Source organism: Gudongella ferriphila, assembly GCF_046224405.1.
Classification (GTDB): Bacteria; Bacillota; Clostridia; order Tissierellales; family Tissierellaceae; genus Gudongella.
This window is the reverse complement of sequence record NZ_JBJXRK010000010.1, coordinates 1-22905: the sequence shown is the minus strand read 5'-3', so window position 1 is coordinate 22905 and position 22905 is coordinate 1. Positions and strand designations below refer to the sequence as shown.

Genomic DNA, 22905 nt, shown 5'->3' with positions numbered 1-22905 from the left:
ATCATTCTCCCCAAACTATCCAGGGGGACAGTCCCCCTGGATAGATTTTCCCTAGAATATCCCCTTATCCTGCTCTTTCTCAGCTGCTACTATTGAAATCTCAACAAGGATGTTCTCTGCTGCCATCTTTGCCTCAACACATGCCCTGGCTGGCTCGTGTCCATCCTCCACCCAGGCATCCCAAACCTGGTTCATATCCTTGAAAAGGCCTATATCCTTCAGGTAGATTATCGCTGAAAGGATGTGGTTCTTGTCTGAACCGTACTTGTTAAGGAGCTCCTCTATCTTAAGGAGTACCCCTGCAGTCTGCTCCTTTACATCCAGGGAATCCGAACCGGCAGTCTGTCCGCACAGATAGACTGTCCCATTATGTACAACCGCCTTGCTCATTCGTCCTGTTCCCTCATATCTTTTGATTTCCATTATCATCAGCTCCTTTTATGGTAATGTGTATAGTTTATCAGTATTTCGGGTGGATGACAATTGAGATGAAGTCGAAATGGAGAAAGTAGAAAAACGCAGTGAAATCCACCCCTCGATATAGGTTGTTTTTATCCTATATTTTGGGTATAATATTATTAGAAAGGAGTTGAATTTCATGAAGGTAAATCTTAAGAATCTAGTTTCAATAACCGAAGCCAATCAGAACTTCTCAAAAGTTGCAAGAATGGTTGATAAGAACGGATCAGCTGTAATTATGAAAAACAATAAACCTAGATATATATTGATTGAATACAGTCAAATTTCAAAGTACGAGACTGCTGAAGATCAAGATATTGATATAGTTGCCGAAAAGCTAATCACAAAGTATATGGATGCTTTTGAGGAATTGGCCAAATGATAAAGCTGCAAAGTTATGCTATTTTCTTGTTAATAATCATCTCTTTACAGATGGTAATAAGAGAATAGGAATTCTAGCAATGCTTGTTTTTCTTGAAATTAATGGAATCAAATTAAATTGCACAGATGCCGATTTAATTAAACTTGGATTTGGAATAGCAGATGGGTCGATTAATGATGAGGATTTATTCCGATGGATTTTATATAATAGTAGATAAGGAAAGGGGTTTTGTCATGAGCGCACATGTAATAACCGTAAGGTATGAGATCAGGCCTGAAAGGATGGATGAGTTCATCCAGCTTATCAAGGAGAATTCCGAGAAGAGCCTGGCTGAGCCGGGATGCCTGAATTACGAGGCTTCAATGGCTGGAAACAAGGTCTTCCTCTATGAGAAGTACAAGTCGGAAGATGACTTCAAGTACCACACCACCACCGAGCATTTTGCCAACTACGGTGAAAAGACCAAGGACCTGGTGATCAGCAAGGAAATTACCATGTACGAGGGTCTTAAGTGATTTTTTAAAAGAGGCTATACCACATTATCTGTGATATAGCCTCTTTTTCTTTATTTATTGTTTAGATTATCGGGCTCCCTCAAGTGCAAATCCAACAGCTTCAATTATTGCATCTGATGTGTAGGTGGCTCCTGATACAACGTCAACCTCTGTTGAGTTTGCTGCAACGATCGCTGCAGGAACTCCCTCGATTGCCGGGTCTGATATTCCTGGTGTCTCTTCGTGAGCCACTACCTCAACGTTTGTTATTTTTCCGCCTTCAACCGTCACTGAAACCTTAAGGCCTGCGTGCATTCCTGCATCGCTTACTCCCTCGTAGGTTCCGTCAGTGTACTCCGCTGCAGGTGCTGCTCCGGCTTCTGCAACAGCTCCCTCAAGAGCCAGGCTGACAGCTTCGATTATTGCATCTGATGTGTAGGTGGCTCCTGACACTACATCAACATTTGGTGAATTCGCCTCAACAATGGCCGCTGGAACTCCCTCGATTGCCGGGTCTGATATTCCTGGTGTCTCTTCGTGAGCCACTACCTCAACGTTTGTTATGATTCCGCCTTCAACCGTCACTGAAACCTTAAGTCCTGCGTGCATTCCTGCATCGCTTACACCCTCGTAGGTTCCGTCAACATATGTTACAGGACCGTCTGCCGCTCCGGAATTTCCGCTTGCTGCACCTTCCATAAGGGCAAATCTTGCTGCTTCCATTATGGCATCTGATGTGTAGGTGGCTCCTGACACTACATCAACCATTGTGCTGTTTGCCTCAACGATTGCCGCTGGAACTCCCTCGATTGCCGGGTCTGAGATTCCAGGTGTCTCGTCATGAGCCAAAACTTCAACCTTAGTGATCTTTCCACCTTCAACTGTAACGGCTACCTTAAGACCTGCATGCATTCCTGCATCACTTACTCCCTCGTAGGTTCCGTCTGGTATGCTTGCAATGTCTGGTTCCTCAGCTGCAGGCTCTTCCTCAGCTGGCTCCTCTGAGGATCCTCCTGAAAGTGCATTCTGAACTGCATCCATAATTGCTTCAGAAGTCAATGTTGCTCCAGATACAACATCTACGCTTGGTGAACCAGCTTCAACGATTGCTGCCGGTACTCCCTCGATTGCAGGATCTGCTATTCCAGGTGTCTCGTCATGCTCAATGACTTCAACCTTTGTGATCTTTCCACCTTCAACTGTCACTGAAACCTTAAGCCCTGGGTTCATTCCCTTGTCACTTGTTCCAATGTAGGTTCCGTCTGCATATTCCACTGCAGGTGCATTACCTGATGCCACTGCTATTGCATTGTTAACGGCTTCGATAATTGCGTTTGATGTAAGGGTTGCTCCTGATACAACATCAACCTCTGTTGAGTTTGCTGCAACTATAGCCGCTGGAACTCCCTCTATGGCCGGGTCAGATATTCCATCTGTCTCACTATGCTCAACAACCTCCACATTGGTTATCTTTCCGCCCTCAAATGTTACCGCTACCTTAAGGCCTGGATGCATACCTGCATCACTGGTACCCTCGTATACTCCGTCTGGTATGTCTGCAAATGCTCCTCCTCCTGAGTTCATCATGCTGCCTCCAATAAACAGCACTGCAACTGATACCAGAGCGATAATAATAAAACTAAGTCCTCTACTCTTTGGCATTTTCACTTCTCCTTTTCATATGTAATTAAATTATGTATATGGCTTACTGGGCATTAAAACCCATCATCTAGAATATAATACCAAAAAAGGAGGCACATCACAAGAGCATGAGGCCATATTTGAATTGAACATATGTTGTTAATTAGCTATTTCAATACTCGTCCTCCATCAGTTCTTTAAATTGGACCCGGTTTCCAAAGTGCATAATGTCACTTCCTAAGGGTATATAAAAAATAGGAAGAAAAAAACTTTAAAGATTGGAGGAGGACCATGAAGAGGATACTTGTACCGGTGGACGGTTCACCTGCCTCCATGAAGGCTGCCCTGCTGGCCATTGACGTGGCTGAGACATATGGCAGTGAGATCACGTTCTTTGCAGTAGTGAAAAGACCTGAGTTGATTGGAACTGCCGTTGGTGGTGGGATTGGATATGCAGGTGACATGAGAAAGGTCGTCGAGGGTTTGACGGATAGGCAGAGAAGGATGCTTGATGAATTCGTTGATGGACTTAACTGTAGGGATATTGTATGCACCAAGGATATAATGGTGGGAGAACCCTACGAAGAAATAATCAGCCATGCAAAGTACATTGACGCAGACTTGATAGTAATGGGTAGAAGGGGATATTCAAAGGTGCAGAGGTTTTTCCTGGGATCAGTTTCCCAGAGGGTAGTCTCAGATGCACCCTGTCCTGTACTGGTGGTCAACGAGGACGTTGAATCAGAATGATATGAGGGGTCTTACCACGTTTTTTAAGGGTAAGACTCTTTTTTAATATATACCATTCTATTCCATCAATGAATAGATGACAGTCTATATTAGAATTTACATCATTGGCGAGTTGCTGTACTATAGCTTTAAACAATTAAATATTGGAGGGATATTTTTATGATTATCGGAGTACCAAAGGAAATAAAGAACAATGAGAACCGAGTTGCAATGACCCCTGCAGGTGTTCATACACTTGCAAACAGGGGACACAGGGTGTTGGTGCAGAAGGATGCTGGAAGGGGCAGCGGATTCAGTGATGAGGAGTATTCAAAGGTTGGGGCTGAAATAGTCCAGACTGCTGAGGAGGTCTTCCAGGCTTCTGACATGATTGTAAAGGTCAAGGAACCACAGCCTGAGGAGGTTGTGTTACTAAAGGAAGGACAGCTTCTGTTCACCTATCTTCACCTTGCTGCAGCACCCCAGCTGGCCAAGGATCTTTTGGATAAGAGGATAACAGGGATAGCATATGAGACGGTGCAGCTTGATGATGGGTCACTTCCCCTATTGACACCCATGAGTGAGGTTGCCGGAAGAATGTCAGTGCTAGTTGGAGCCGAGTTTCTATCTAAGGCAAAGGGAGGCAGCGGAATACTTCTTTCAGGGGTACCTGGAGTAAAGCCCGCCAAGGTTACAATTCTCGGTGCAGGTACAGTTGGAATGAACGCCACCAAGATGGCTGTAGGCTTGGGAGCGGATGTGACGGTCCTAAACAAGAGCGCCTCCAAGTTGATATATCTTGATGAACTTTACGGCTCGAAGATCAAGACGGTCATCCTTAATGAGTTTTCACTTGCCGAGGAGATCAGGGATACGGACCTTCTGATAAGCGGAATCCTTATTCCAGGAGCAAAGGCCCCCAAGCTTGTTACAGAGGATATGGTCCGTTCAATGCGTGTGGGTTCTGTAATTGTGGATGTTGCAATCGACCAGGGTGGTGTTGTGGAGACAATAGACCATGCAACAACCCATGACGATCCAGTGTATGTCAAGCATGGGGTCATCCACTACAGCGTAGCCAACATGCCGGGAGCATATGCCAGAACCGCAACCTATGCCCTTACCAATGCAACACTGCCTTATGTTGTGAAGCTGGCTGACAATGGCCTGAACAAGGCACTTGACTTTGACAACAGCCTGAGGGAGGGAGTCAACGTCATTGACGGTAAGTGCACCTACGAAAGCCTTGCAAGATCCCTGGATCTGCCATATTCAAGACTTGAAACGGTCATTTGATTCATTGAAAAAAGCAAACAATCTCACTTGGTTGCATTTTGACCAAGTGAGATTGCTTGTTTAATAATATATGAGGGGGGGGTAATTCTTACTGGTTTACAATGTATCTTGGTGTCTTTCCTTGTAAGACCATTTTTATCTCTTCAACTGCTGTCAAGCCCATATTGACAAGGGCTTCTTCAGTTGCTGCACCAATATGGGGTGTAGCTATAAAATTATCTAGACTCAAAAGAGGGTTGTCTTTCTTGGGAGGCTCAATTTCGAACACATCCATGGCAGCATATTTTATCCTGTTATTCAATAGCGCTTCATAAAGTGCCTTCTCGTTGACAATCTTACCTCTGGCGGTATTAACAAGTATTGCAGTCTCTTTCATTGCTTCCAGCTCTTTTTCAGCAATAAGATTAATTGTTGATTCAGTCAAGGGCACGGATATTGATACAACGTCTGCATCTCTTAGCATGTCCAATAGCTTGTCGTATTTTTTTAGACCTAGCTTGTCCGCTAACTCCTCACTAAGGTATGGATCATAGCAACTTAAATTCATACCAAGGCCCTCACGGAATATTTCCCCTATCTTTTGCCCAATCCTGCCAGCACCAATAAGACCTACTGTCTTTCCCGACAATTCCAAGCCTGTCAATTCTCTGGGTGCAAGGATTTCAAGACCATTTTTCGTAAGCATATTACTTCTTGGAATTTGTCGCGCACAGCTAAGTGCTAGTGTTACTGCTAGTTCTGCCACTGAAGTCATATTTGCTGTCGGGGTGTTGGTTACAAATATTCCTTTTTCCTTTGCATATTTAAGATCTATATTATCAGTACCGATTCCATGCTTTGCAATTATTCTTAGCTTTGGCATTGAATCGATTCTATTTTTATCCACTATGGTTGTTCTTACGATTATCGCTTCTGCATCAGAGTACTCTTTTACTTCTGGATTATCCCATTTAACAATTTCACCTATCTCATTGGCAGCATCCAGAGCAACCTGGTGAATTGGGTCAAATATATATGTTTTCATAGTTCCATCTCCTGTCTATTCCATATCCCTATCTTCATCTGAGACTAACTCATCGAAATCAGCCTTCATCTTTGATTGCAATTTTTTCATTACCACAGGAGCAAACATGGATACTATTACCAGACCGAACAATAATACAGCAATAGGTCTAGAGAAGAAATAACCTATCATGCTGCCCTTTGACAAAACAAGTGCTCTTCTATAATTTGACTCTATCATTGTTCCAAGAATTACTCCAAGAATGGTAGGTGCAGTTCCAAAGCCTGCTTTTCTCATAAAATATCCCAGAAATCCAAAGAAAACCATTACGTAAACATCAAACATACTATTCTGAATAGCGTAAGAACCTACTACTGACAATCCAAGAATTACTGGTCCAAGTATTGTCATCGGAACCTTTGACAACTTGACAGCTTGCTTGGATATGACATAACCAATGAATCCCATGAATACATTTGCCAGCAGGAAACCATACATCACAGAATATGTAATATCAGCGTATTTGCTGAATAGTTCATAACCCGGTGATAGTCCTTGAATCATCAGACCACCCAGTAATATCGCGGCTACTGCACTTCCTGGTATTCCTAAAGTAAGTAGAGGAATAAGAGCCCCACCTGTTACAGCATTGTTTGCTGACTCAGCTGCTGCGATTCCTTCCATAGCACCATGTCCGAACTTTTCTGGATTTTTTGAGGATCTTTTTGCTTCATTATAACCAACCCAGGAGCCTATATCTCCACCCGCTCCAGGAAGTATTCCTACGAATACACCAATAATTGATGATTTTATTATGGTAGGCAAAAGAATTTTCATTTCCTTCATTGTAGGTAAGAATCTACCCTTCAAAAGGGTCCCTGTATCATCTGTTAACATAGATTTCCCCTTGAAAATATCTTCAGTCATAATCATTACCTGAGAAAGCGAAAACATACCAATCATTGCTGGTACCATTGATATTCCACTTTCAAGGGCTAGTATTCCAAATGTAAACCGGGGGATTCCACTCATTTGGTCCAAACCAATTATTCCAATGAAGAGGCCTAGTAAACCTCCCATGAGTCCCTTTATCATCGAATCTCCAGCGAGACTTCCAATTATGGTAAGACCAAATACTGCCATGAAAAAGTATTCCAAAGGTCCAAATTTCAGTGATACTTGTGCCAATGGCGGAGCAAGAAAAATAAGTGCCAAAGCTGAAATTGTTCCTCCAATTACAGATGAAACCGTAGCTACACCTATTGCTTTGAAGCCTTCGCCTTTCTGAGCCATTGCATATCCGTCTATTGCAGTTGCTGCTGATGCAGGTGTTCCGGGAGTATGTAATAGAATTGCAGTGATTGAGCCTCCGTATACAGCTCCTGTATATACAGCTGTAAGCATTACCAAACCAGCTATGGGATTCATTCCAAAAGTTACAGGTATCAATAATGCTACTGCCATCGTTGCACTCAGACCCGGCAATGCTCCCATAATGATGGATACCGTCAAACCTATGAGCAGTGCGACAATAACATCAAGACTCAATACCATTCCCAATATTTCAAGTGCTTGCATTAAAACCCTCCTCTCGTTAGATTAACGGTACATTTAGCGCCAATACAAATCCAAGGTATATGAAAATGTTGAAAGCCAAAGTTACCAGTATTATTGTTTTCCATGATTTCATTTTATAAAGTTTCATCAATCCTATTAAAAATACAGTTGAAGCAACGAAAAAATTTGTAAAATTAAAAATTGCAACATAAACTACTGATACAGCCAGTACTATTAATGGCCATTTTATCGTCTCTAGATTTATTGTATTCTCAACCTCACGATTATTAGCGTTTGCTTCTTTCGTTTTCATCAAACCTCTAAATAAAAGAACTGTATTGAGCAGCGCTAGTCCCCCAATTACCAATCTTGGGAACAAGCCTGAATCTCCCTTTATGTTTAATGAAACCATAAATAGAAATCCAAGGGATAAAAATATTACTATGCTAATAAAAACATCCTGATGAATATTCTTAGTATTCAACTTAATCCTCCCTTCAATGTATATATTAGGGAGTACATAAGTACCCCCCAATTATATTACTCTATTCCATAAATCTGTTTTGAGTTAATGATATTTTGCTGAAGGAAATTATAATATTCCTCACCCTCCATGTAGTCTGTTGCAGCACCAAGTTCTTCAAGTTTTGATACAACTTCAGGATCCTTAATTGCTTGCTCAAGAGCATCCTTAAGGATTTCCCTTATTTCTGGATCTACTCCCTTAGGCAAAGCATACCCTCTTGCAGAATACATTTCAATGTCTCCATAACCTTGCTCTTTTGCAGTCAGTACATCAGGCATAAGATCAACTCTCTCTGAAGAGAATACTGCAACTATCTTATAATCACCATTCCTGTACTGAGGTAAAATATCTCCTATGTTTGCTGCAAGAACATCTGTATCACCTGAAAGGAACATTGTCTCACTTTCTTTGGCTCCACCAGTTTGAACTATCTGGAAATCAGTTCCATAGTTCATATTGAAAAATTCTGTAACCGTTGCATCGTCAGATATTATCCCTATTGCAGAACAAGCTGATAGTAAAGTATTCTCTTGAGCAAACTTCACCAATGAATCAAGGTCAGTAAATCTAGTTTCATCTTTTCTTATTGCCAAAACGCTGAAATCTGTAACTTGATTTGCTAAAAGATCAAAATCATCGATTGTTAACTCTCTTGGATTAACTGGGTCATAAGCACCTAAAGTAATGTTTGGTGAGTTAATCAATGAGAAAGTGTATCCATCAGCCTTAGTAGATTTAGCAAGTTCTTCCCAAGCTACCCATCCACCTGCACCAGGCTTGTTAACAACTACCACTGGCTGTCCTATGTACTTTTCCATAGTATTAGCAAGTAATCTTACCATTACATCCGATGATCCCCCCGCTGAGAAACCTACATTTACAGTGATGGGCTTGTTTGGATAGTTTCCTGCTCCACCCGTATTTTCAGCTGAAGGTTCGCTGTTCTCTGGAGGTGTACTTCCGCCTGAATCCTGTGAACATCCTGCTACAAAGGTCATAGTCATAATCAAAACCAATACCAATGCAATTAAATTCTTTTTCATTTAAACCCCTCTTTTCTAATTTATTATTCAAGCAGCTTAAGATATAAGCTTACTTTGAACCAGTGTTTATCTTAATAAGATCTTTATTTAAAGAATGTTGAGTTTCCTCACCATTTATGAATCTGTTAATGTTGTCGCACACATGATTTATCTTAGCCTTTAGTGCATCCACTGTGCCAGCTGATACATGAGGTGTTAGTACAGTATTTGGAAGCTTAATATATTCATTATCTGTCTGAAGTGGCTCCATTGGAAAAACATCGATTCCAGCACCCATAATTGTACCACTTCTCATAGCTTCAAAGAAATCCTCTTCATTTACAAGATCACCTCTTGCAGTATTTATAAAAATTGCTGAGTTCTTCATCTTTCTGAAAAATTCCTTGTCCACTATGCCTTTAGTTTCATCATTTGATGGAACGTGAATACTCACAATATCTGATTCCTGAAGAAGTTCATCCAAGGAACCAACCTGCCTCACATTCAGTTGCTTCTGCTCCTCCTTGCTCATATTCACATAGCTGTCATAGAACACAATATTTGAATTAAATGCCTGAAGCCTTGTGGCAGATTCCCTGGCTATTCTTCCAAATCCTACAAAGCCAGTTGTCTTACCATTTATTTCAAAGCATTCTGTTCTATAGTCCCACATTGGGAATTTACCTTCATACATCTCATTTGAAATCTTTATTATTTTCTTGTAGACAGCGAGAATAAGAAGGACTACATGCTCTGCAACACCAATAGATGTCCCCTCAGGAGTAATACAAACTTCAATTCCTCTCTCCGTTGCAAGCTCAACGTCCGTCTTGTCAAAACCAACGCCTTGTTGCTGAATCATCTTGAGATTTTCAGCCTGAGCAATTACCTCTGTAGGAATTGCTCCTGTTGCTGCAATAAAGAAGTCAGCTTCCTTTCCAATCCTTATTCTGTCCTCCAACGATCCATCAGTTAATGTCAAAAGCTCAAAATTAGGTGGAAATTGATTTCTAATAACCTCATATATATCTTCAGTAGCAAAATCAAAAGTAGCAATTCTATATTTTTTCATATTAGACCACCTAAATTATCTGAGCTTTTTTAAGAATTTCATCCAGCTCAGCCTTGGCACTTTCCTTAACAGGCATTAATGGTGTCCTAACATTGCCCCCTACGTAACCGAGCTTGTCACAAACATATTTAAGCCCAGGTATTCCATATGCTCCTGTTACTGCTCCATTGACTGGAAACATTCTTTGGTAGAGTTCTCTAGCTTCTTCCCAGTTTCCCTTGTCAAATAAGTCCTGAACTTCAACACACTCATTCGGATTACAATTGGCAAGAGCAAGTATTGATCCCTTTACTCCCAAAGCCAATGCTGGAAACCATGCTGATGCCGTTCCAACCAACAAGTTGAAATCTTCAGGCACAATTCTTTTCCATGTAGCCATCTGAGGCATATCTCCACTGCTATCTTTCATTCCAATAATATTGGGATGTCTTGACAACTCAGCAACTGCATCTGGTTTAATATTTATGTGAGTAAACTTCGGTACATTGTATATAAGTATTGGAATATCACTGTTATCTGCCAGCTGAGTAAAATAGTTAATTAATGCCTCACTTGTCATTGCAGCATTATAATAGTTTGGAGTAAGTACCAAGGCTGCTTGAGCTCCCAGCTTGGCTGCTTCGTTTGTTAGCTTGATTGTTTCTCTCAATGACTCCATACCACTACCTACTAAGAGAAACTTGTCTTCCTTCTTATTCTCAGCAGCCAATCTTACTAGCTCCAACTTTTCTTCCTCTGAAAGATATACAGTCTCACTGTTTGAGCCAAGTACAAGATATCCTGTCATACCGGTTTCATTCCATTTTTTGATGTTTGCTACAAAACCTTCATAATCGACATCGCCATGTTCCTTGAATGGCGTTATCATTGGTGGCATTACACCTTTTAACTGGATCTTTCCCATTATTTTACCTCCTTAATAAACTCACAACCCTTTTCTTCAAGTGCTTTTTCTACCCAAGTTCTATCTAATCCTAGCCCACTGGATATACTATCTAAAATAACTTCTTCATTCTTATGATAAGCTTTTACTTTCTCCAGTAATTCAGGCGCATCATCAGGTCTGATGAATATCAATCCATCTTCATCTCCAACAACTATATCCCCAGGGAAAACAACTTGACCACCCACTGCTACTGGTACATTTATTTCGCCAGGACCATTCTTATATGGTCCGTTTGGATTTATGCCTCTTGCAAACACTGGAAAATCAACGTTTCTGGTAGTTTCAGCATCTCTTATTGCCCCGTCGATTACAAAACCAGAAAGTTTCTTCATTATTGCATAATTTATCATGATTTCCCCACACAGTGCTCTTTCCAAGAATCCACCGCCTGCGATTACGAGTATATCTCCTTCTTTAGCCATATCCAATGCTTTATGGAACATTAGATTGTCCCCAAAAGGAACTTTTACTGTAAAAGCTGTCCCTATGAGTTTAGCCTTATTGAATGGCTTAATTGCTGAGTCTACACAAGCTATTCTCCCCATATTATCGTCAATATTTGCTACTGGTACTTCTTTAAACGCCTCAACCAATTCCCTATCTGGTCTCTTAAAGTCTTCGAATACTCTAAATCCTAAATTAGCCATTTCCAAGTCCCCTATCTTTTATTATTTGTCTATTTGCAATATTCTCAATCACCCAATTACTATTAACCACAGATTCAACAAGAAGTCTTGCTGCTGTATTATGTTGATTCTGTAGTGATTCTTCTCCGTAGAAGGCAGAGTGTGGCGTAAGTACTACATTCTCCATTTGGAGTAGAGGATTATCATTTGAAATAGGTTCTTTCTCGAATACATCCAACCCAGCAAATTTTATCTCTCCAGCCTTCAGCGCTTCAATTAAATCTTCTTCGTTAATGAGTGGACCTCTTGCAATATTAACAATCATTGCGTTATTCTTCATTTTTTTAAATGCATCCTTGTTAAAGATATGATATGTAGACTCATTCAAAGGTGCGTTAATTGAAATTATGTCAGATTGCTCCAGCATCTGATCAAACGATACCTTTTCAACACCGTATTCCCTGCAGACTTCATCACTAACAAATGGATCATTTGTAATAACTTTACTGTTGAAGCCTTTTCCAAAGATTTCTGCCATTGGCTTCGCTGATCCTCCAAAACCATACAAGCCCAAAATCATACCTGAAAGTCTTCTAGGAGTAGGTCCTTTGGCTTTAGGCCACTCTCCAGCTCGTATTCTAGTATCGTAAAAGTTTACATTTCTAAGCAAACTGAGAATAAGTGCGGTTGAATGGATAGCTAGTTCTTCTGTGCAGAATCCAGGCATGTTATAAACTACTTTCCCATGTTCGGTAGCCGCTTCCAGATCAACTGAGTTCACTCCAATACCGTATCTAATTATAAATCTGCACTTATCCAGATTTTCTATTACTCTTCTTGTTATTGGTGGATTCCCACAGCAGTGGATTGCATCTGCATCCTTGGCAACATTAATTATTTCTTCTTCAGTTTTGCAATCTTCCAGCCATAATTCAATGTCATTTTCCCTAGCTGCTTGAATTTCAGGCAAGAAAAGGTTTTCATCTCCTAGGTACTTATAATCAACTATAACTGCTTTCATTATGTATCTCACCTCCATCGGTTCAAAAGTGTATAGCTTCTAATGTATTATATATTATATATTATAATTTATAATCTAAAAAAATAAATAGCTACTCCTCATACACCATCCTGTTCAATACTTCCCTTGTATTCTTGCCCATTAGTCTTTCTGCTTCATCTGGATTTCTAGAAATTAGTGCTTCAAGAATTTCTTTATGTTGGGTGATTGAGTTTTCTTCAGTATATTTATGTCTAATATTATATACATCCATTCTTCTCGCATATACTATGACATCCTCAATATCAATAATATAGCTATATATTTTCCTATTCTTTGAATAAAGTGCTATGCTCTTATGAAATTCACCGTCAAGAACTCCAGCCTCTATCATGTCACCACATCTTAGAGCTTCTTTAAGTCTATCAAATATTATGGATATTCTTTCCAGATCACCATCACTTGCTTCTATTGCGCACTTTCTAGCAGCGTATGACTCCAAAACTGTTCTTGCTTCTACAATGTCCACCAGCTCCTGCATGGTGAATTTTCTTGCAAAGATGCCTTTTCTTGGGATTTGCTTCACAAATCCTTCAACGATAAGTTGATTTATAGCCTCCCTTACAGGAGTTCTGCTCATGGAAATCTGATCCGCTATCAAATCTTCACGGATTCTTTCTCCTGGCTTTATTTCACCACTTAAAAGCATCTTCTTGATAATATCATGTGCTTGTTGCTTCAATCCCTTATATTTCATAGAAGTGACCTGCCTTTTTTCCTGTCTTAAGGGAATTTTAACATTGTACCAAGCTAATGTCAATCTAAAGATTATAATTTATAATCTTTAGATTGATTGCATCCAAGACTGGAATACTTATATTACTCCAATACCCGCTTATCTCACATTCTGAAATCATTTTACCAGCTATAAAAAAAAGATCCCACCATATATTCATGGTAGAATCTCTCTATCAAATAGGGTCCAGGAAAGTCATCCTTCTGGAGATACATAGTATTAAAGGAGATTTACATAGTTGTGAACCTTATAAGGGAGTTTGTTCCACATGTCAAAGGATCTCCAGAAGTTTGTTTCCTTTATGTTGCTCAAACCCAAGGGTTTGCTGAAATTATTGTAGCTCTTTTGTAAGTGCTGTAACACCTTTACCTAGAACGTCAAAACCCATTCTGTAAAGGGTTCTTTCAATTGCAGTTATTGCACCAGTCAGGTCAAGCATGTCGATGTTACCCATGTGTCCGATTCTGAACATCTTGCCTGCATATGCTCCCAGTCCGCCTGCAACCTGTGCCCCTTCCTCTGCAAGTAGTGTCCTGAACTTGACATCCTCAACCCCTTCAGGATAAAGGACGCAGGAAAGTGTAACTGCCCTGTTTGCTGGATCTGCAAGGATTGAGAAGCCCATCGCCTCAAGAGCGGCTCTCATGGCCTTGGCAACCTTTCTGTGTCTTTCGTATCTCTCTTCAAGTCCCTCTTCCTTGATAAGTCTGATTGACTCCTGAAGAGCCCAGATCATGTTTACTGCAGGTGTTGCATAGTATTTTGAAGTGTCGTTCATTATAGGAATCCACTTCTCAAAGTCTATATAGTACTCCTGGATATTTCCAAGTGATTTTCTTCTATCAAGGGCTTTTTGGTTTGCAAATAGTATTGCAAGTCCCGGAGCAACCCCGAATGCCTTTTGTGATCCGGTGAACAGTATATCGATGTTCATCTTTCCAAGGTACTCCTCTTCACCTGCTGTTGCTGCAACGCCATCAACAATGTAGATTGTCTCAGGGAACTTCTTCATCATTTCACCGATTTCGGCTATGGGTGCGACTGCTGCAGTTGAAGTGTCCACATGGGTTACAGTCATTGCCTGGTAGCTCTTTTCGCCAAGCTTCTTCTCAATGTCCGCCACAGGTACCGTTTTCCCCCACTCGGAAGAGATAACATCCACATTAAGGCCCTTCTTCTCTGCAATCTCAATGAATCTGTCTCCGAAGAAACCGTGTGATACAATCAGCAGATTGTCCCCTCTTTTTAGTGTGTTGGAAAGCGCCATCTCCATTGCCATGGTTCCTGAGCCTGCAACCACAAACACCTCTCCGTTTACATCCCAAAGCTCCTTAAGGTCTGTAAGTACTTCCTTGAAATCCTTAACAAATCCTGGATCCCCGAATGCCACGGTCTCTCTTCCCATCTGATCCTGAATTGATCTTACAACAGGCGTTGGTCCCGGTATCATTACCAGTCTTCTGTTTTTCATTGATTGTTCCCTCCTAGTTTTTTGTTGTCATGTACGTTTACTTATGTTAAAAGTTGTTTTATATTGTTAAATTCATTATAAAACATGGGAAAACGAAAGTCAAACCTAACTGACAACTTTTTAACCTGCCCTGACAATATTTTTTGGAACCTTACCCTCCAAAGCGTCAATTATATTTTCGGATGCCACCTGTGCCATTGATGTTCTGGCCTCTATTGTTGCATTCCCGATATGTGGTGTGATCAGCACATTGTCCAGCTTCTCCAGGCCCTCTGTGACCTCGGGCTCAAGCTCAAACACATCCAGTGCAGCCCCTGCGATTCTCTTATCCACCAGAGCCTTAAGCAGAGTCTTTTCATCAACCAAAGGTCCCCTTGCAGCGTTTATAAGGTAGGCTGAATCCTTCATCATCCCTATTTCCCTATCTCCGATATAATGGTGAAGGGACTTGTGGTAGCTTAAGTGCAGGGTGACTATGTCCGACTCCCCCAATAGGTCTTCAAGGCTTCTGTACTGGACTGAATACTCCTTCTCCTCAAATTCTGACATTCTTGACCTGTTGTGATAAACAACCTCCATCTGAAATCCCTTGGCTATCCTTGCAACCTTCTTTCCGATGTTTCCCATGCCGATTATCCCAAGCTTCTTACCCTCCAGCTGTGTCCCAAGGTGAAACATGGGTGCCCATCCCTGAAATCCACCTGATCTCATTAGCCTTTCCCCTTCCGAAATCCTTCTGGTTATTCCTAGCATCAGGGCAAAGGTCAGCTCTGCGGTGGATACTGTTGATACAAGTGGAGTGTTGGTGACAAGGATGCTATTTTCTCTTGCAGCCATAAGGTCTATGTTGTCAAAGCCTGCCCCGTAATTTGCAATTATCTCAAGGTTTGGATTCGATTCCATTATTTCCCTGTCGATCCTGTCCGACAGTATGCACAGAAGAGCATCCTTGTCCTTTATTCCCTCAACAATCTGGTCTTTGGAAAGTGGTTTTTCTCCTCTGTTCATGGTAACATCGTAGCTTTCTGACAGCTTTGAGTATGCAATCTCCGGTATCATTCCTGTGATGAATATCTTTTTCATATTATCCTCCCTTTCCAAAATTCAGCAGTTGCTTTTATCTAGTTCTTATAATATTATAATGTTAATCATTAGTAAAATTCATTGTTATAATGATATTGATTCCAAAATGGAATGGAGGGTCTATATGAACATTAAGCAGCTGGAGACATTTGTTACCGTGGCAAATCAACTTTCATTCACTAAGGCTTCCGAGGAAATGTATATCACCCAATCCTCTGTAAGCAAGATAATCAAGTCCCTGGAGGATGAGCTTTCAGTGCAGCTCTTCTACAGAATCCCTCAGATTCAATTGACCGATGCAGGAAAGGAGCTGTACAGACATTCAGTGGATGTCCTTTCCAGGCTTAATAATATTCCCGTTGAGCTTGGAAATCTTTCCAAGCTTAAAAAAGGGAGAGTCCGGATCGGAATTCCACCCATAATCGGTTCATCCTTTTTCCCCAGCGTCATTGGCAGCTTCAAGGCCAAATATCCTGACATTGACATCAGGCTTACAGAGGTTGGTTCAAAGGTCATAATAGATGAGCTGGAAAACGGAAATCTTGATGTTGGGATTGTGTGCTCCTATCCTTCCGACAGGGATGAATACCATCTGTATCCCTTGGTGAAGAGTCAGCTGATGGTGGGTGTTCATGGGGATAATCCCCTGGCTGTAAAGGAGAGTCTTTCATTTATGGATCTAAAGGACGAAGGCTTTGTCCTCTTCAAGGAGGATTTTTCCCTCTATGATTCCATCATTGAAGGCTGCACTCAGAACGGATTTACCCCGAACATAATCTGCAACAGCTCCCAGAAGGACTTTATCCTTGAAATGGTTGCATCAAGGATGGGCATAACCTGCCTTCCCCATATTACCTGTGCCCATGTGAACAACGACAACCTTAGGTTTATTCCCCTGGAAAGCCCCAAGATATTTCTGAATCTGCTGATTACCTGGAAAAAGAACCGGTACCTGAGCTATGCCAGCAGGGAGTGGATAAGATTCACATCAGATGCACTGGATCTCCGTATTGAAATTTAGGCAAAAAATGTACCCTGACTCAAATGCTTTGAGTCAGGGCTCTTGATTTAATCTGTTAGTCTGCCTTCTCCGGAATGATCAATACTGGGCAAGGAGCCCCTGAAAGAACTCTCTGGGATACTGATCCAAGGAAGAACCTTGTTATTTTGGAAAATCCCCTTCTGCCCATTACAATCAGGTCGTAGTTGTCCTTCTCTGCCAGCTCGATGATTTCTTCGTAGGGTTCACCCAAAAGTACTACCTGGTTGTGCTGAATTCCTTCCAGATCAAGCTTTTCAATAAAATGCTTCATAGTCTTTTCCTGCTCCTCCTTCAGCTCGTCTATATACTCCTTGGAGCCGAAGATTGTTCCTGTTCCACCGCTACCTGTACCGATAATTTCAGGCTTTTTGGCTATCAACAGGAATGTGAGGCTGCTGTTGTACTTCTTGGCGACATCGATTGCCCTTTCTGCTGCATGCTCAGATGTAGGTGAGCCATCAATTGGAACTAAAATCTTATCCATAATGCTACCTCCAATCCAATTTACTAACTTGTTTCCTTACTTCCTATCACATATATACCCTAAGGAATTTTTGTTAAAAGTATGGCACTGTGGATTTTAAAAAATGCCTGTGCAAAGGCACAGGCATAGGTGTTAGATATTCTCAAGGAGCTTGACCGTTGATATAATTGCGTGGGGTATCTCTGAGCGTATGGTCTTTCTGGGGTCCACAACCTGGGAGATCTTCATGTGGACAGCTATGCTGGTCAGCAGATAGGTTTCTTCAAAGTCCATATGGAGGGCCTTTGACAGCAGCCTTACGGTTTCATCCGTTGCGTTGTAGATTGCCTTGTCCACATCTTCCCCTGATGCCACAACCATGGTTGAATCCCTTGTCCCTATTAGAGGCCAGTTCACCTTCTTATCCTTTATGACATCCACCTTAAGCCTAACCTGTGCTGCCACCTCAAGTCCTGTAAAGCAGATCTCACCATCCCCCATAATTGCATGACAGTCACCAAGGGCTAGCAGGGCACCCTTCTGATTGACGGGGAAGTATACTGTGTTTCCCTGGGCAATATCTGTTGTATCCATGTTTCCTCCGTGCTTCCATGGAGTTTCTGTGGGGCACTCTCCATCCTCCTTTGAAGGGGCTACTCCAATTACACCTATCATGGGCTTTATTGGAAGCTTGAGTCCCTTGTAATGGGCAAATCCGTCCTTGATTGGGATTATCCTTACTAAGGGCTTCTTGGTCTTGTCTCCCAATATCCCCTCTCCCGGAACAACTCCTGATACCCCCTTGTCGGCAACATTTATCTCCAGAATCTCCACCTTCAGAAGGTCCCCTGGCTCGGCTCCCTCAACAAAAATCGGTCCCGTAGCGGGATTGATGTGATCAAAGTCAATTTCCATCATTATCTGGTCCTCACTTTGAATCTGCTGGTAGAAGCAGTCATTTGTCTCCACCAGAACCTCTTCACCTGGCTTCATTGTAAGTACCGGCTCCATGTCTGTCATAAAGGTATAGATAACCTTATCTCCTGTCAGTTTATGCATTGTACCCCTCCTCTGGATTTTTATCTCTTCTAGTGTATACCCTGCAGCATCTAAATCAACCCTACCCTAAAAAACACTATTCCAAAACCCTTTTTTTCCCATTCTTGCCTCTTCCTGAGCCTTAATAAGGATTTCTTCATATTTTACATTGGGAGGATAGGTAGCCACAGTTGCCATTCCAGCCTCAACAACCATTTTGTTGTACAGTTCCCCATCCAGCCAAACATAGGCCAAAAGTCTTCCGTACTGGTCTCTCTCCTGAACATCCAGCTGGATGCCTACAAGCCTTCCTCCAAGAATTTCCTTGGTGTATCTTGCTGCCTCCTTGCCCTCTGTCGTATTCCTTTCCTGGTCGGGATGCACGCTTTCCGGTGTATCTATGCCTATGAGCCTAAGGGTTTCCTCTTGGCCTTTGTAATCCACAACTATGGTGTCCCCGTCAACAACCCTTTTGACCTTATATTCCCCGTGATAATTGATCCTCTCTGAATCTATGTAGACTATCTGCTCATTTCCATCCCAGGTCACACGTGCTCCAAGGCTTTCAGCCACAAACCTAACTGGAACAAAGGTCCTATCCTGGATTATTGTCGGAGGAACCTCCAGGATGTGCTCCTGTCCATTGACAGTGGCAAGGCTCTGATCGATTCCCAGCTCCATTGTAGTATTGGGAAAGGTTGCCACCACACTTCTGTCACTGGGATCCCACTGAATGTCTACACCAAAGGCCGTCAAGACCCTTCTCACCGGAACCAGGGTCCTGCCATCAATTATAACCGGTTCCTGGTCCAGCGAAAGATGATGTCCGTTTACATATAGCCTTATCCCCTCTTCTGTGTAGGAGGGAACTCCCGGTATTACATAGGTAAGCATAATTGCCAGGATTATTATTAGTATGATCTTCTTCATTTGAGTCACTCCCTAGTTCTGATTATACTAGAAACAGGTCTAAAATTACATAATGAATATAACGACACAAAGGGACCGGTTCTTATTGTGTTTTTTGGCATAATAAAAGGGAGGATTTCTCCTCCCCATACATTATCTATTAATCATCGTCGTCATCGTCATCCTCAACCTCAAAGTCAAGAACCTTGCCTGTAAAGGCGTGGATTTCAATTTCGTACTCTTTCCCGTTTTGAATAATCTCGATCTCATATTCATCATCATCTGATTCAAACTCAACTATCCTTCCCCCACCGGTAAGCTGTAGGGCTATGGCTTTGGCCTGGTCAGCCGAGATTCTCGTTCTGGATGGTTGCTGTGGCTGCCCGTTTGGTTGGATGGAAGTCCTGTCGTCGTCATCGTCGTCCTTTTCAAACTCTTCAACCTTGCCAGTTCTGGCATCCAGTTCTATTTCATATACAAGGCCATCTTTTCTTACCTTGATTTCATACTCGGGATCATCATCGTCATCATCCAGGTCTACCTTTATGATTTCACCATTTACAAGGCCAAGAGCTATTTTTCGTGCCTCCTCAGGTGTTATGAAGCTTCCACCAGCTTCATTTCTGTGGTCTTTTCTGTCATCGTCATCGTCGTCCCTTTCAAACTCCTTGATCCTACCTGAGTATGCATCTATCTCAATCTCGTATTTTACTCCGTCTGCAAGTATCTCAATCTCATACTCCGGTCCGTCATCATCATCAAGGTCATCCAGCTCTACCTTTATGATTTCACCATTGATTCTCTCAAGGGCTATCCTTTCTGCAGCCTCCCTTGAAATCATCGCTCTGTCTTCTGTCTTTACCTCAAGGCTTCCGGCTGCCACTTTAAACAGGCTTTCTATTGGTATGTTTTTACCTTTACTATAATGGATAAGCTCCCTGACTGTCATTTCAGCTATATCATCAGCATCCAGGTCATGGTCAAGCCCATCCAATCTGCTGGCAGCAAGCTCAACGCCGGTCAATTTTCTACCGTCTTCACCTCTGGCAATTGCCTGATTCAATACAGTTGCTTCAATCTGCTTGTTCTCCAGCATCGCTGCTATGGCCTTGTTTACCTTTTGGACCAACCTGCTGTCCATGGAGTCATCATCAACTGTTATCATGACAAAGTTGTCCTCTCCACCCTTGATGTAGCCTGTCAGGATCATCAGGTCAACCAGGTCATTGACTGTATCCTCAAGATTCCTGTTCTTAGGGTTGAAATCCCTCAGAAGCTCGTCTGCATCCTTGTTTAGTGGATTGATTTCCACAACCCTGTCAAGTCTGTTTGTAACTATTTCAATGCTTGGATTCACATCCATTGTCAATGAGTTTGATGGCTGTGTTGCAACAAATCCCACCATCGCCATTGCCAGTATGAAAATTGGTAATGCGTAATAAATCTTTTTAAGTTTCATTTCCAGTTCCTCCTTTTGTCCTTTGTAATACGTTAACTCCTGGAGGTGTGTTTTTATTGCATATAATTTAAAACTTTTTTCTAATCATCTATCTCAACCTCTAAAACGGCTCCTGTCCTTGCATCTATTGTAATCTCATATTCCAGTTCACCAAGTTCAATTTCCACTTCATATTCCAAATCATCATCGTCATACTCAAAATCGGTAATTGTTCCATTGGCAACTGACAATGCAATTGTTCTTGCCTGAGCTGGGGATATGATCTGCTGATTTGTGATTCCATTATCATCGTCATCATCATCATCATCATCATCGTCATCGTCATCATCATCGTCGTCATCATCATCGTCGTCATCGTCGTCATCATCGTCATCTACCGCCGTTACGGGAGGCCTTGGCTCAGGTTGAGGCTGTGGTGGGACAATCCTATCAAGATCCTCTGAATCGATTATCCTATCAAGATCCAATCCCATTCCCTGACTCAGCTCTACCAACTGCTGTATGGTCAAGCCAACCAGGTCCTCTGTCTTCAGCTCCGGATTCAGGATTATCAGGTTTCTGATAAAGGTCATTCTGCTGACAGAAATGTTGTATTCCCTGGCAAAGCTTTCAATGGTTGATGTGTTGTCAAGCTTCTGTGAAAGTACAATCGGTTGAAGCTCCCTTGCCTGTAGATGCTGGTGAATTCTTGCATCCAGCTCCCTCTTCTGCCTTTCCGCCTTCTCCTGGTTGCTATTATATACAGATAGGAGAAGGAATTCGTGATCCTTGTCCAGATACCTCTCCTTCATCATCCTGTCAAGGATCTCCTCAGTAACCTCATACAAGGTCATTCCTCGGTAATCCAGATCCTCTGTCAATCTATCCCCATCCTCATTTTCAGCAATCAATTTGATTACCCTGTCCTGTCTGTTTGTTGTAATCTGAATGCTTGGATTCACATCCAGGTATATTCTGCTGTCAGGCATCCTCGTGCCAAACTGCCATCCAAGGAATACCATGATAAATGCAGCTGCTACGGATGCGTAGGGCAGGAATCTTCTATAAGTTTTGACTGTTTCTTCCTGTTTTGTTATATCATCGTGTCTTAGCATCCTTGTCCTGGGTGCATCCTTGATATTCTGAAGCATATCAATGGGTGCCATGTCCACAGATCTTTTTATGCTATCCAATATTTGCTTGTCCTTCATGCCCTCGCCTCCTTTCCTTCAAGGTATTCCCTCAGTTTTTTCAATGCCCTGTGGTATTTTGACAGTGTTGTTGATAGGTTGAGTCCAAGTCCATCAGCAATTTCCTTGTGCTTCATTCCAGATACTGCATGGAGCATTACAATCTCCCTTTCCTCCTCTGTAAGAAGTGACAGAACACCCTCCAAAACAATGCGGTCATCCATATCCGTTACATAGGAGAATCTTCTGTCATCAGCCACCTCCTCAGGCTCCATTGGAATACTGCGCTTCTCCTTTTTTGTATTGGAATAATGGAGATTCTTTGCAATTGTAAACATCCAGGCCAGGGGCTTTCCCATTGGCTTGTAAAGATGTGCAGCAGAAAGAATCTTAACGTAGGTATCCTGCATAAGGTCCAGTGCCACCTGGTGATCCCTGGTCAGAGAAAGGGAGTATGCATACATTGTCCTTTCCGTAAGGGCATACAGCTCGTCAAGGGCTGACATGTCATCCTTGGCAAGTCTCTTGAAAAGCTTCTCGTCTATTTCTATTTTGTTGTTCCGATTGTCATTTGGATTGTCATCATAGACAAATGTAAATAAAAGCATCTCCATTGCTCCTTTGATATTATAACTGCTGAACGGTGGATTTTATTGCATCAAATATCATTATTATTCATATCCGTATTTATATACCCAAAAAAAGTAACACAATGGGACCGG

General features: G+C 41.9%; 25 protein-coding genes. 6 read left to right on the top strand and 19 right to left on the bottom strand.

What is annotated here, in order from left to right:
* Nucleotides 1-51 precede the first annotated feature (51 nt).
* Nucleotides 52-423, bottom strand: coding sequence for a RidA family protein (locus ACKVDP_RS07470; protein ID WP_409228194.1), 372 nt, complete (start codon nucleotides 421-423; stop codon nucleotides 52-54).
* 175 nt (nucleotides 424-598) lie between these two features.
* On the opposite strand from ACKVDP_RS07470, the gene ACKVDP_RS07465 reads away from it, so the two are divergent.
* The 3 genes from ACKVDP_RS07465 to ACKVDP_RS07455 are packed head-to-tail and all read left to right on the top strand — an operon-like array spanning nucleotide 599 to nucleotide 1356.
* Nucleotides 599-841, top strand: a complete 243-nt coding sequence (locus ACKVDP_RS07465) for a type II toxin-antitoxin system Phd/YefM family antitoxin (RefSeq protein ID WP_409228193.1) — start codon at nucleotides 599-601, stop codon at nucleotides 839-841.
* A complete protein-coding gene (locus ACKVDP_RS07460; RefSeq protein ID WP_409228192.1) occupies nucleotides 816-1058 on the top strand; it encodes a type II toxin-antitoxin system death-on-curing family toxin in 243 nt (80 codons plus the stop codon). Before ACKVDP_RS07465 ends, ACKVDP_RS07460 begins: the two co-directional genes overlap by 26 nt.
* 16 nt (nucleotides 1059-1074) lie before the next feature.
* A complete protein-coding gene (locus ACKVDP_RS07455; protein WP_409228191.1) occupies nucleotides 1075-1356 on the top strand; it encodes a putative quinol monooxygenase in 282 nt (93 codons plus the stop codon).
* A 66-nt stretch (nucleotides 1357-1422) separates the two neighbouring features.
* Here the strand turns inward: ACKVDP_RS07455 and ACKVDP_RS07450 are convergent, their stop codons facing one another.
* The gene (locus ACKVDP_RS07450; RefSeq protein WP_409228190.1) at nucleotides 1423-2997 is read right to left on the bottom strand and encodes an FMN-binding protein; all 1575 of its coding nucleotides are present in this window, start codon (nucleotides 2995-2997) and stop codon (nucleotides 1423-1425) included.
* Nucleotides 2998-3267: 270 nt separating this feature from the next.
* Between ACKVDP_RS07450 and ACKVDP_RS07445 the strand changes: the two genes are divergently transcribed.
* Both ACKVDP_RS07445 and ald read left to right on the top strand, forming a co-directional pair.
* A complete protein-coding gene (locus ACKVDP_RS07445) occupies nucleotides 3268-3726 on the top strand; it encodes a universal stress protein (protein WP_409228189.1) in 459 nt (152 codons plus the stop codon).
* A 159-nt stretch (nucleotides 3727-3885) separates the two neighbouring features.
* Nucleotides 3886-5001: an alanine dehydrogenase gene (gene ald, locus ACKVDP_RS07440; protein WP_409228188.1), complete on the top strand. Its 1116-nt coding sequence runs from the start codon at nucleotides 3886-3888 to the stop codon at nucleotides 4999-5001.
* A gap of 88 nt (nucleotides 5002-5089) precedes the next feature.
* Here ald and ACKVDP_RS07435 read toward each other — a convergent pair whose 3' ends face one another.
* The 11 genes from ACKVDP_RS07435 to ACKVDP_RS07385 form a co-directional block, all read right to left on the bottom strand.
* Nucleotides 5090-6025, bottom strand: coding sequence for a hydroxyacid dehydrogenase (locus ACKVDP_RS07435; RefSeq protein WP_409228187.1), 936 nt, complete (start codon nucleotides 6023-6025; stop codon nucleotides 5090-5092).
* A 15-nt stretch (nucleotides 6026-6040) separates the two neighbouring features.
* Nucleotides 6041-7582, bottom strand: coding sequence for a tripartite tricarboxylate transporter permease (locus tag ACKVDP_RS07430; RefSeq protein ID WP_409228186.1), 1542 nt, complete (start codon nucleotides 7580-7582; stop codon nucleotides 6041-6043).
* A gap of 16 nt (nucleotides 7583-7598) precedes the next feature.
* The gene (locus ACKVDP_RS07425) at nucleotides 7599-8045 is read right to left on the bottom strand and encodes a tripartite tricarboxylate transporter TctB family protein (protein ID WP_409228185.1); all 447 of its coding nucleotides are present in this window, start codon (nucleotides 8043-8045) and stop codon (nucleotides 7599-7601) included.
* Nucleotides 8046-8101: 56 nt separating this feature from the next.
* A complete protein-coding gene (locus tag ACKVDP_RS07420; protein ID WP_409228184.1) occupies nucleotides 8102-9130 on the bottom strand; it encodes a tripartite tricarboxylate transporter substrate binding protein in 1029 nt (342 codons plus the stop codon).
* Nucleotides 9131-9179: 49 nt separating this feature from the next.
* A complete protein-coding gene (locus ACKVDP_RS07415; RefSeq protein ID WP_409228183.1) occupies nucleotides 9180-10181 on the bottom strand; it encodes a 2-hydroxyacid dehydrogenase in 1002 nt (333 codons plus the stop codon).
* A gap of 10 nt (nucleotides 10182-10191) precedes the next feature.
* Nucleotides 10192-11085, bottom strand: a complete 894-nt coding sequence (locus tag ACKVDP_RS07410) for a dihydrodipicolinate synthase family protein (protein ID WP_409228182.1) — start codon at nucleotides 11083-11085, stop codon at nucleotides 10192-10194.
* Entirely contained in the window at nucleotides 11085-11774 is a 690-nt protein-coding gene (locus ACKVDP_RS07405; protein ID WP_409228181.1) for an RraA family protein, read from the bottom strand. Before ACKVDP_RS07405 ends, ACKVDP_RS07410 begins: the two co-directional genes overlap by 1 nt.
* Entirely contained in the window at nucleotides 11767-12774 is a 1008-nt protein-coding gene (locus ACKVDP_RS07400) for a C-terminal binding protein (RefSeq protein ID WP_409228180.1), read from the bottom strand. The genes ACKVDP_RS07405 and ACKVDP_RS07400 overlap by 8 nt, the downstream gene beginning before the upstream one ends.
* 91 nt (nucleotides 12775-12865) lie before the next feature.
* Nucleotides 12866-13510: a GntR family transcriptional regulator gene (locus ACKVDP_RS07395; protein ID WP_409228179.1), complete on the bottom strand. Its 645-nt coding sequence runs from the start codon at nucleotides 13508-13510 to the stop codon at nucleotides 12866-12868.
* Nucleotides 13511-13880: 370 nt separating this feature from the next.
* A complete protein-coding gene (locus ACKVDP_RS07390; protein ID WP_409228178.1) occupies nucleotides 13881-15020 on the bottom strand; it encodes a pyridoxal-phosphate-dependent aminotransferase family protein in 1140 nt (379 codons plus the stop codon).
* A gap of 120 nt (nucleotides 15021-15140) precedes the next feature.
* On the bottom strand, nucleotides 15141-16103 hold the full coding sequence (locus tag ACKVDP_RS07385) for a 2-hydroxyacid dehydrogenase family protein (protein ID WP_409228177.1): 963 nt from the start codon (nucleotides 16101-16103) through the stop codon (nucleotides 15141-15143).
* A 124-nt stretch (nucleotides 16104-16227) separates the two neighbouring features.
* Between ACKVDP_RS07385 and ACKVDP_RS07380 the strand changes: the two genes are divergently transcribed.
* Nucleotides 16228-17124, top strand: coding sequence for a LysR family transcriptional regulator (locus ACKVDP_RS07380; protein ID WP_409228176.1), 897 nt, complete (start codon nucleotides 16228-16230; stop codon nucleotides 17122-17124).
* Nucleotides 17125-17179: 55 nt separating this feature from the next.
* Here the strand turns inward: ACKVDP_RS07380 and ACKVDP_RS07375 are convergent, their stop codons facing one another.
* From ACKVDP_RS07375 to ACKVDP_RS07350, 6 genes are all read right to left on the bottom strand, one after another.
* Nucleotides 17180-17629, bottom strand: coding sequence for a universal stress protein (locus tag ACKVDP_RS07375; RefSeq protein WP_409228175.1), 450 nt, complete (start codon nucleotides 17627-17629; stop codon nucleotides 17180-17182).
* A 132-nt stretch (nucleotides 17630-17761) separates the two neighbouring features.
* Nucleotides 17762-18667 carry an acetamidase/formamidase family protein gene (locus ACKVDP_RS07370; RefSeq protein ID WP_409228174.1) on the bottom strand — a complete coding sequence of 302 codons (906 nt, stop codon included), beginning with the start codon at nucleotides 18665-18667 and terminating at the stop codon, nucleotides 17762-17764.
* A 66-nt stretch (nucleotides 18668-18733) separates the two neighbouring features.
* Nucleotides 18734-19576: a stalk domain-containing protein gene (locus tag ACKVDP_RS07365; protein WP_409228173.1), complete on the bottom strand. Its 843-nt coding sequence runs from the start codon at nucleotides 19574-19576 to the stop codon at nucleotides 18734-18736.
* Between the two features lie 139 nt (nucleotides 19577-19715).
* Entirely contained in the window at nucleotides 19716-21014 is a 1299-nt protein-coding gene (locus ACKVDP_RS07360) for a PepSY domain-containing protein (protein ID WP_409228172.1), read from the bottom strand.
* An 80-nt stretch (nucleotides 21015-21094) separates the two neighbouring features.
* On the bottom strand, nucleotides 21095-22204 hold the full coding sequence (locus ACKVDP_RS07355; RefSeq protein WP_409228171.1) for a PepSY domain-containing protein: 1110 nt from the start codon (nucleotides 22202-22204) through the stop codon (nucleotides 21095-21097).
* Nucleotides 22201-22791 (bottom strand): RNA polymerase sigma factor, encoded by a 591-nt coding sequence (locus tag ACKVDP_RS07350; protein WP_409228170.1) that lies wholly within the window; start codon nucleotides 22789-22791, stop codon nucleotides 22201-22203. The genes ACKVDP_RS07355 and ACKVDP_RS07350 overlap by 4 nt, the downstream gene beginning before the upstream one ends.
* Nucleotides 22792-22905: the final 114 nt, after the last annotated feature.

Excerpts from the sequence above, each read along its gene's own strand:
- ACKVDP_RS07470 (WP_409228194.1), bottom strand. The coding sequence starts at position 423 with ATGGAAATCAAAAGATATGAGGGAACAGGACGAATGAGCAAGGCGGTT.
- ACKVDP_RS07465 (WP_409228193.1), top strand. The coding sequence starts at position 599 with ATGAAGGTAAATCTTAAGAATCTAGTTTCAATAACCGAAGCCAATCAG.
- ACKVDP_RS07460 (WP_409228192.1), top strand. The coding sequence starts at position 816 with ATGCTTTTGAGGAATTGGCCAAATGATAAAGCTGCAAAGTTATGCTAT.
- ACKVDP_RS07455 (WP_409228191.1), top strand. The coding sequence starts at position 1,075 with ATGAGCGCACATGTAATAACCGTAAGGTATGAGATCAGGCCTGAAAGG.
- ACKVDP_RS07450 (WP_409228190.1), bottom strand. The coding sequence starts at position 2,997 with ATGCCAAAGAGTAGAGGACTTAGTTTTATTATTATCGCTCTGGTATCA.
- ACKVDP_RS07445 (WP_409228189.1), top strand. The coding sequence starts at position 3,268 with ATGAAGAGGATACTTGTACCGGTGGACGGTTCACCTGCCTCCATGAAG.
- ald (WP_409228188.1), top strand. The coding sequence starts at position 3,886 with ATGATTATCGGAGTACCAAAGGAAATAAAGAACAATGAGAACCGAGTT.
- ACKVDP_RS07435 (WP_409228187.1), bottom strand. The coding sequence starts at position 6,025 with ATGAAAACATATATATTTGACCCAATTCACCAGGTTGCTCTGGATGCT.
- ACKVDP_RS07430 (WP_409228186.1), bottom strand. The coding sequence starts at position 7,582 with ATGCAAGCACTTGAAATATTGGGAATGGTATTGAGTCTTGATGTTATT.
- ACKVDP_RS07420 (WP_409228184.1), bottom strand. The coding sequence starts at position 9,130 with ATGAAAAAGAATTTAATTGCATTGGTATTGGTTTTGATTATGACTATG.
- ACKVDP_RS07415 (WP_409228183.1), bottom strand. The coding sequence starts at position 10,181 with ATGAAAAAATATAGAATTGCTACTTTTGATTTTGCTACTGAAGATATA.
- ACKVDP_RS07410 (WP_409228182.1), bottom strand. The coding sequence starts at position 11,085 with ATGGGAAAGATCCAGTTAAAAGGTGTAATGCCACCAATGATAACGCCA.
- ACKVDP_RS07405 (WP_409228181.1), bottom strand. The coding sequence starts at position 11,774 with ATGGCTAATTTAGGATTTAGAGTATTCGAAGACTTTAAGAGACCAGAT.
- ACKVDP_RS07400 (WP_409228180.1), bottom strand. The coding sequence starts at position 12,774 with ATGAAAGCAGTTATAGTTGATTATAAGTACCTAGGAGATGAAAACCTT.
- ACKVDP_RS07395 (WP_409228179.1), bottom strand. The coding sequence starts at position 13,510 with ATGAAATATAAGGGATTGAAGCAACAAGCACATGATATTATCAAGAAG.
- ACKVDP_RS07390 (WP_409228178.1), bottom strand. The coding sequence starts at position 15,020 with ATGAAAAACAGAAGACTGGTAATGATACCGGGACCAACGCCTGTTGTA.
- ACKVDP_RS07385 (WP_409228177.1), bottom strand. The coding sequence starts at position 16,103 with ATGAAAAAGATATTCATCACAGGAATGATACCGGAGATTGCATACTCA.
- ACKVDP_RS07380 (WP_409228176.1), top strand. The coding sequence starts at position 16,228 with ATGAACATTAAGCAGCTGGAGACATTTGTTACCGTGGCAAATCAACTT.
- ACKVDP_RS07375 (WP_409228175.1), bottom strand. The coding sequence starts at position 17,629 with ATGGATAAGATTTTAGTTCCAATTGATGGCTCACCTACATCTGAGCAT.
- ACKVDP_RS07370 (WP_409228174.1), bottom strand. The coding sequence starts at position 18,667 with ATGCATAAACTGACAGGAGATAAGGTTATCTATACCTTTATGACAGAC.
- ACKVDP_RS07365 (WP_409228173.1), bottom strand. The coding sequence starts at position 19,576 with ATGAAGAAGATCATACTAATAATAATCCTGGCAATTATGCTTACCTAT.
- ACKVDP_RS07360 (WP_409228172.1), bottom strand. The coding sequence starts at position 21,014 with ATGAAACTTAAAAAGATTTATTACGCATTACCAATTTTCATACTGGCA.
- ACKVDP_RS07355 (WP_409228171.1), bottom strand. The coding sequence starts at position 22,204 with ATGAAGGACAAGCAAATATTGGATAGCATAAAAAGATCTGTGGACATG.
- ACKVDP_RS07350 (WP_409228170.1), bottom strand. The coding sequence starts at position 22,791 with ATGCTTTTATTTACATTTGTCTATGATGACAATCCAAATGACAATCGG.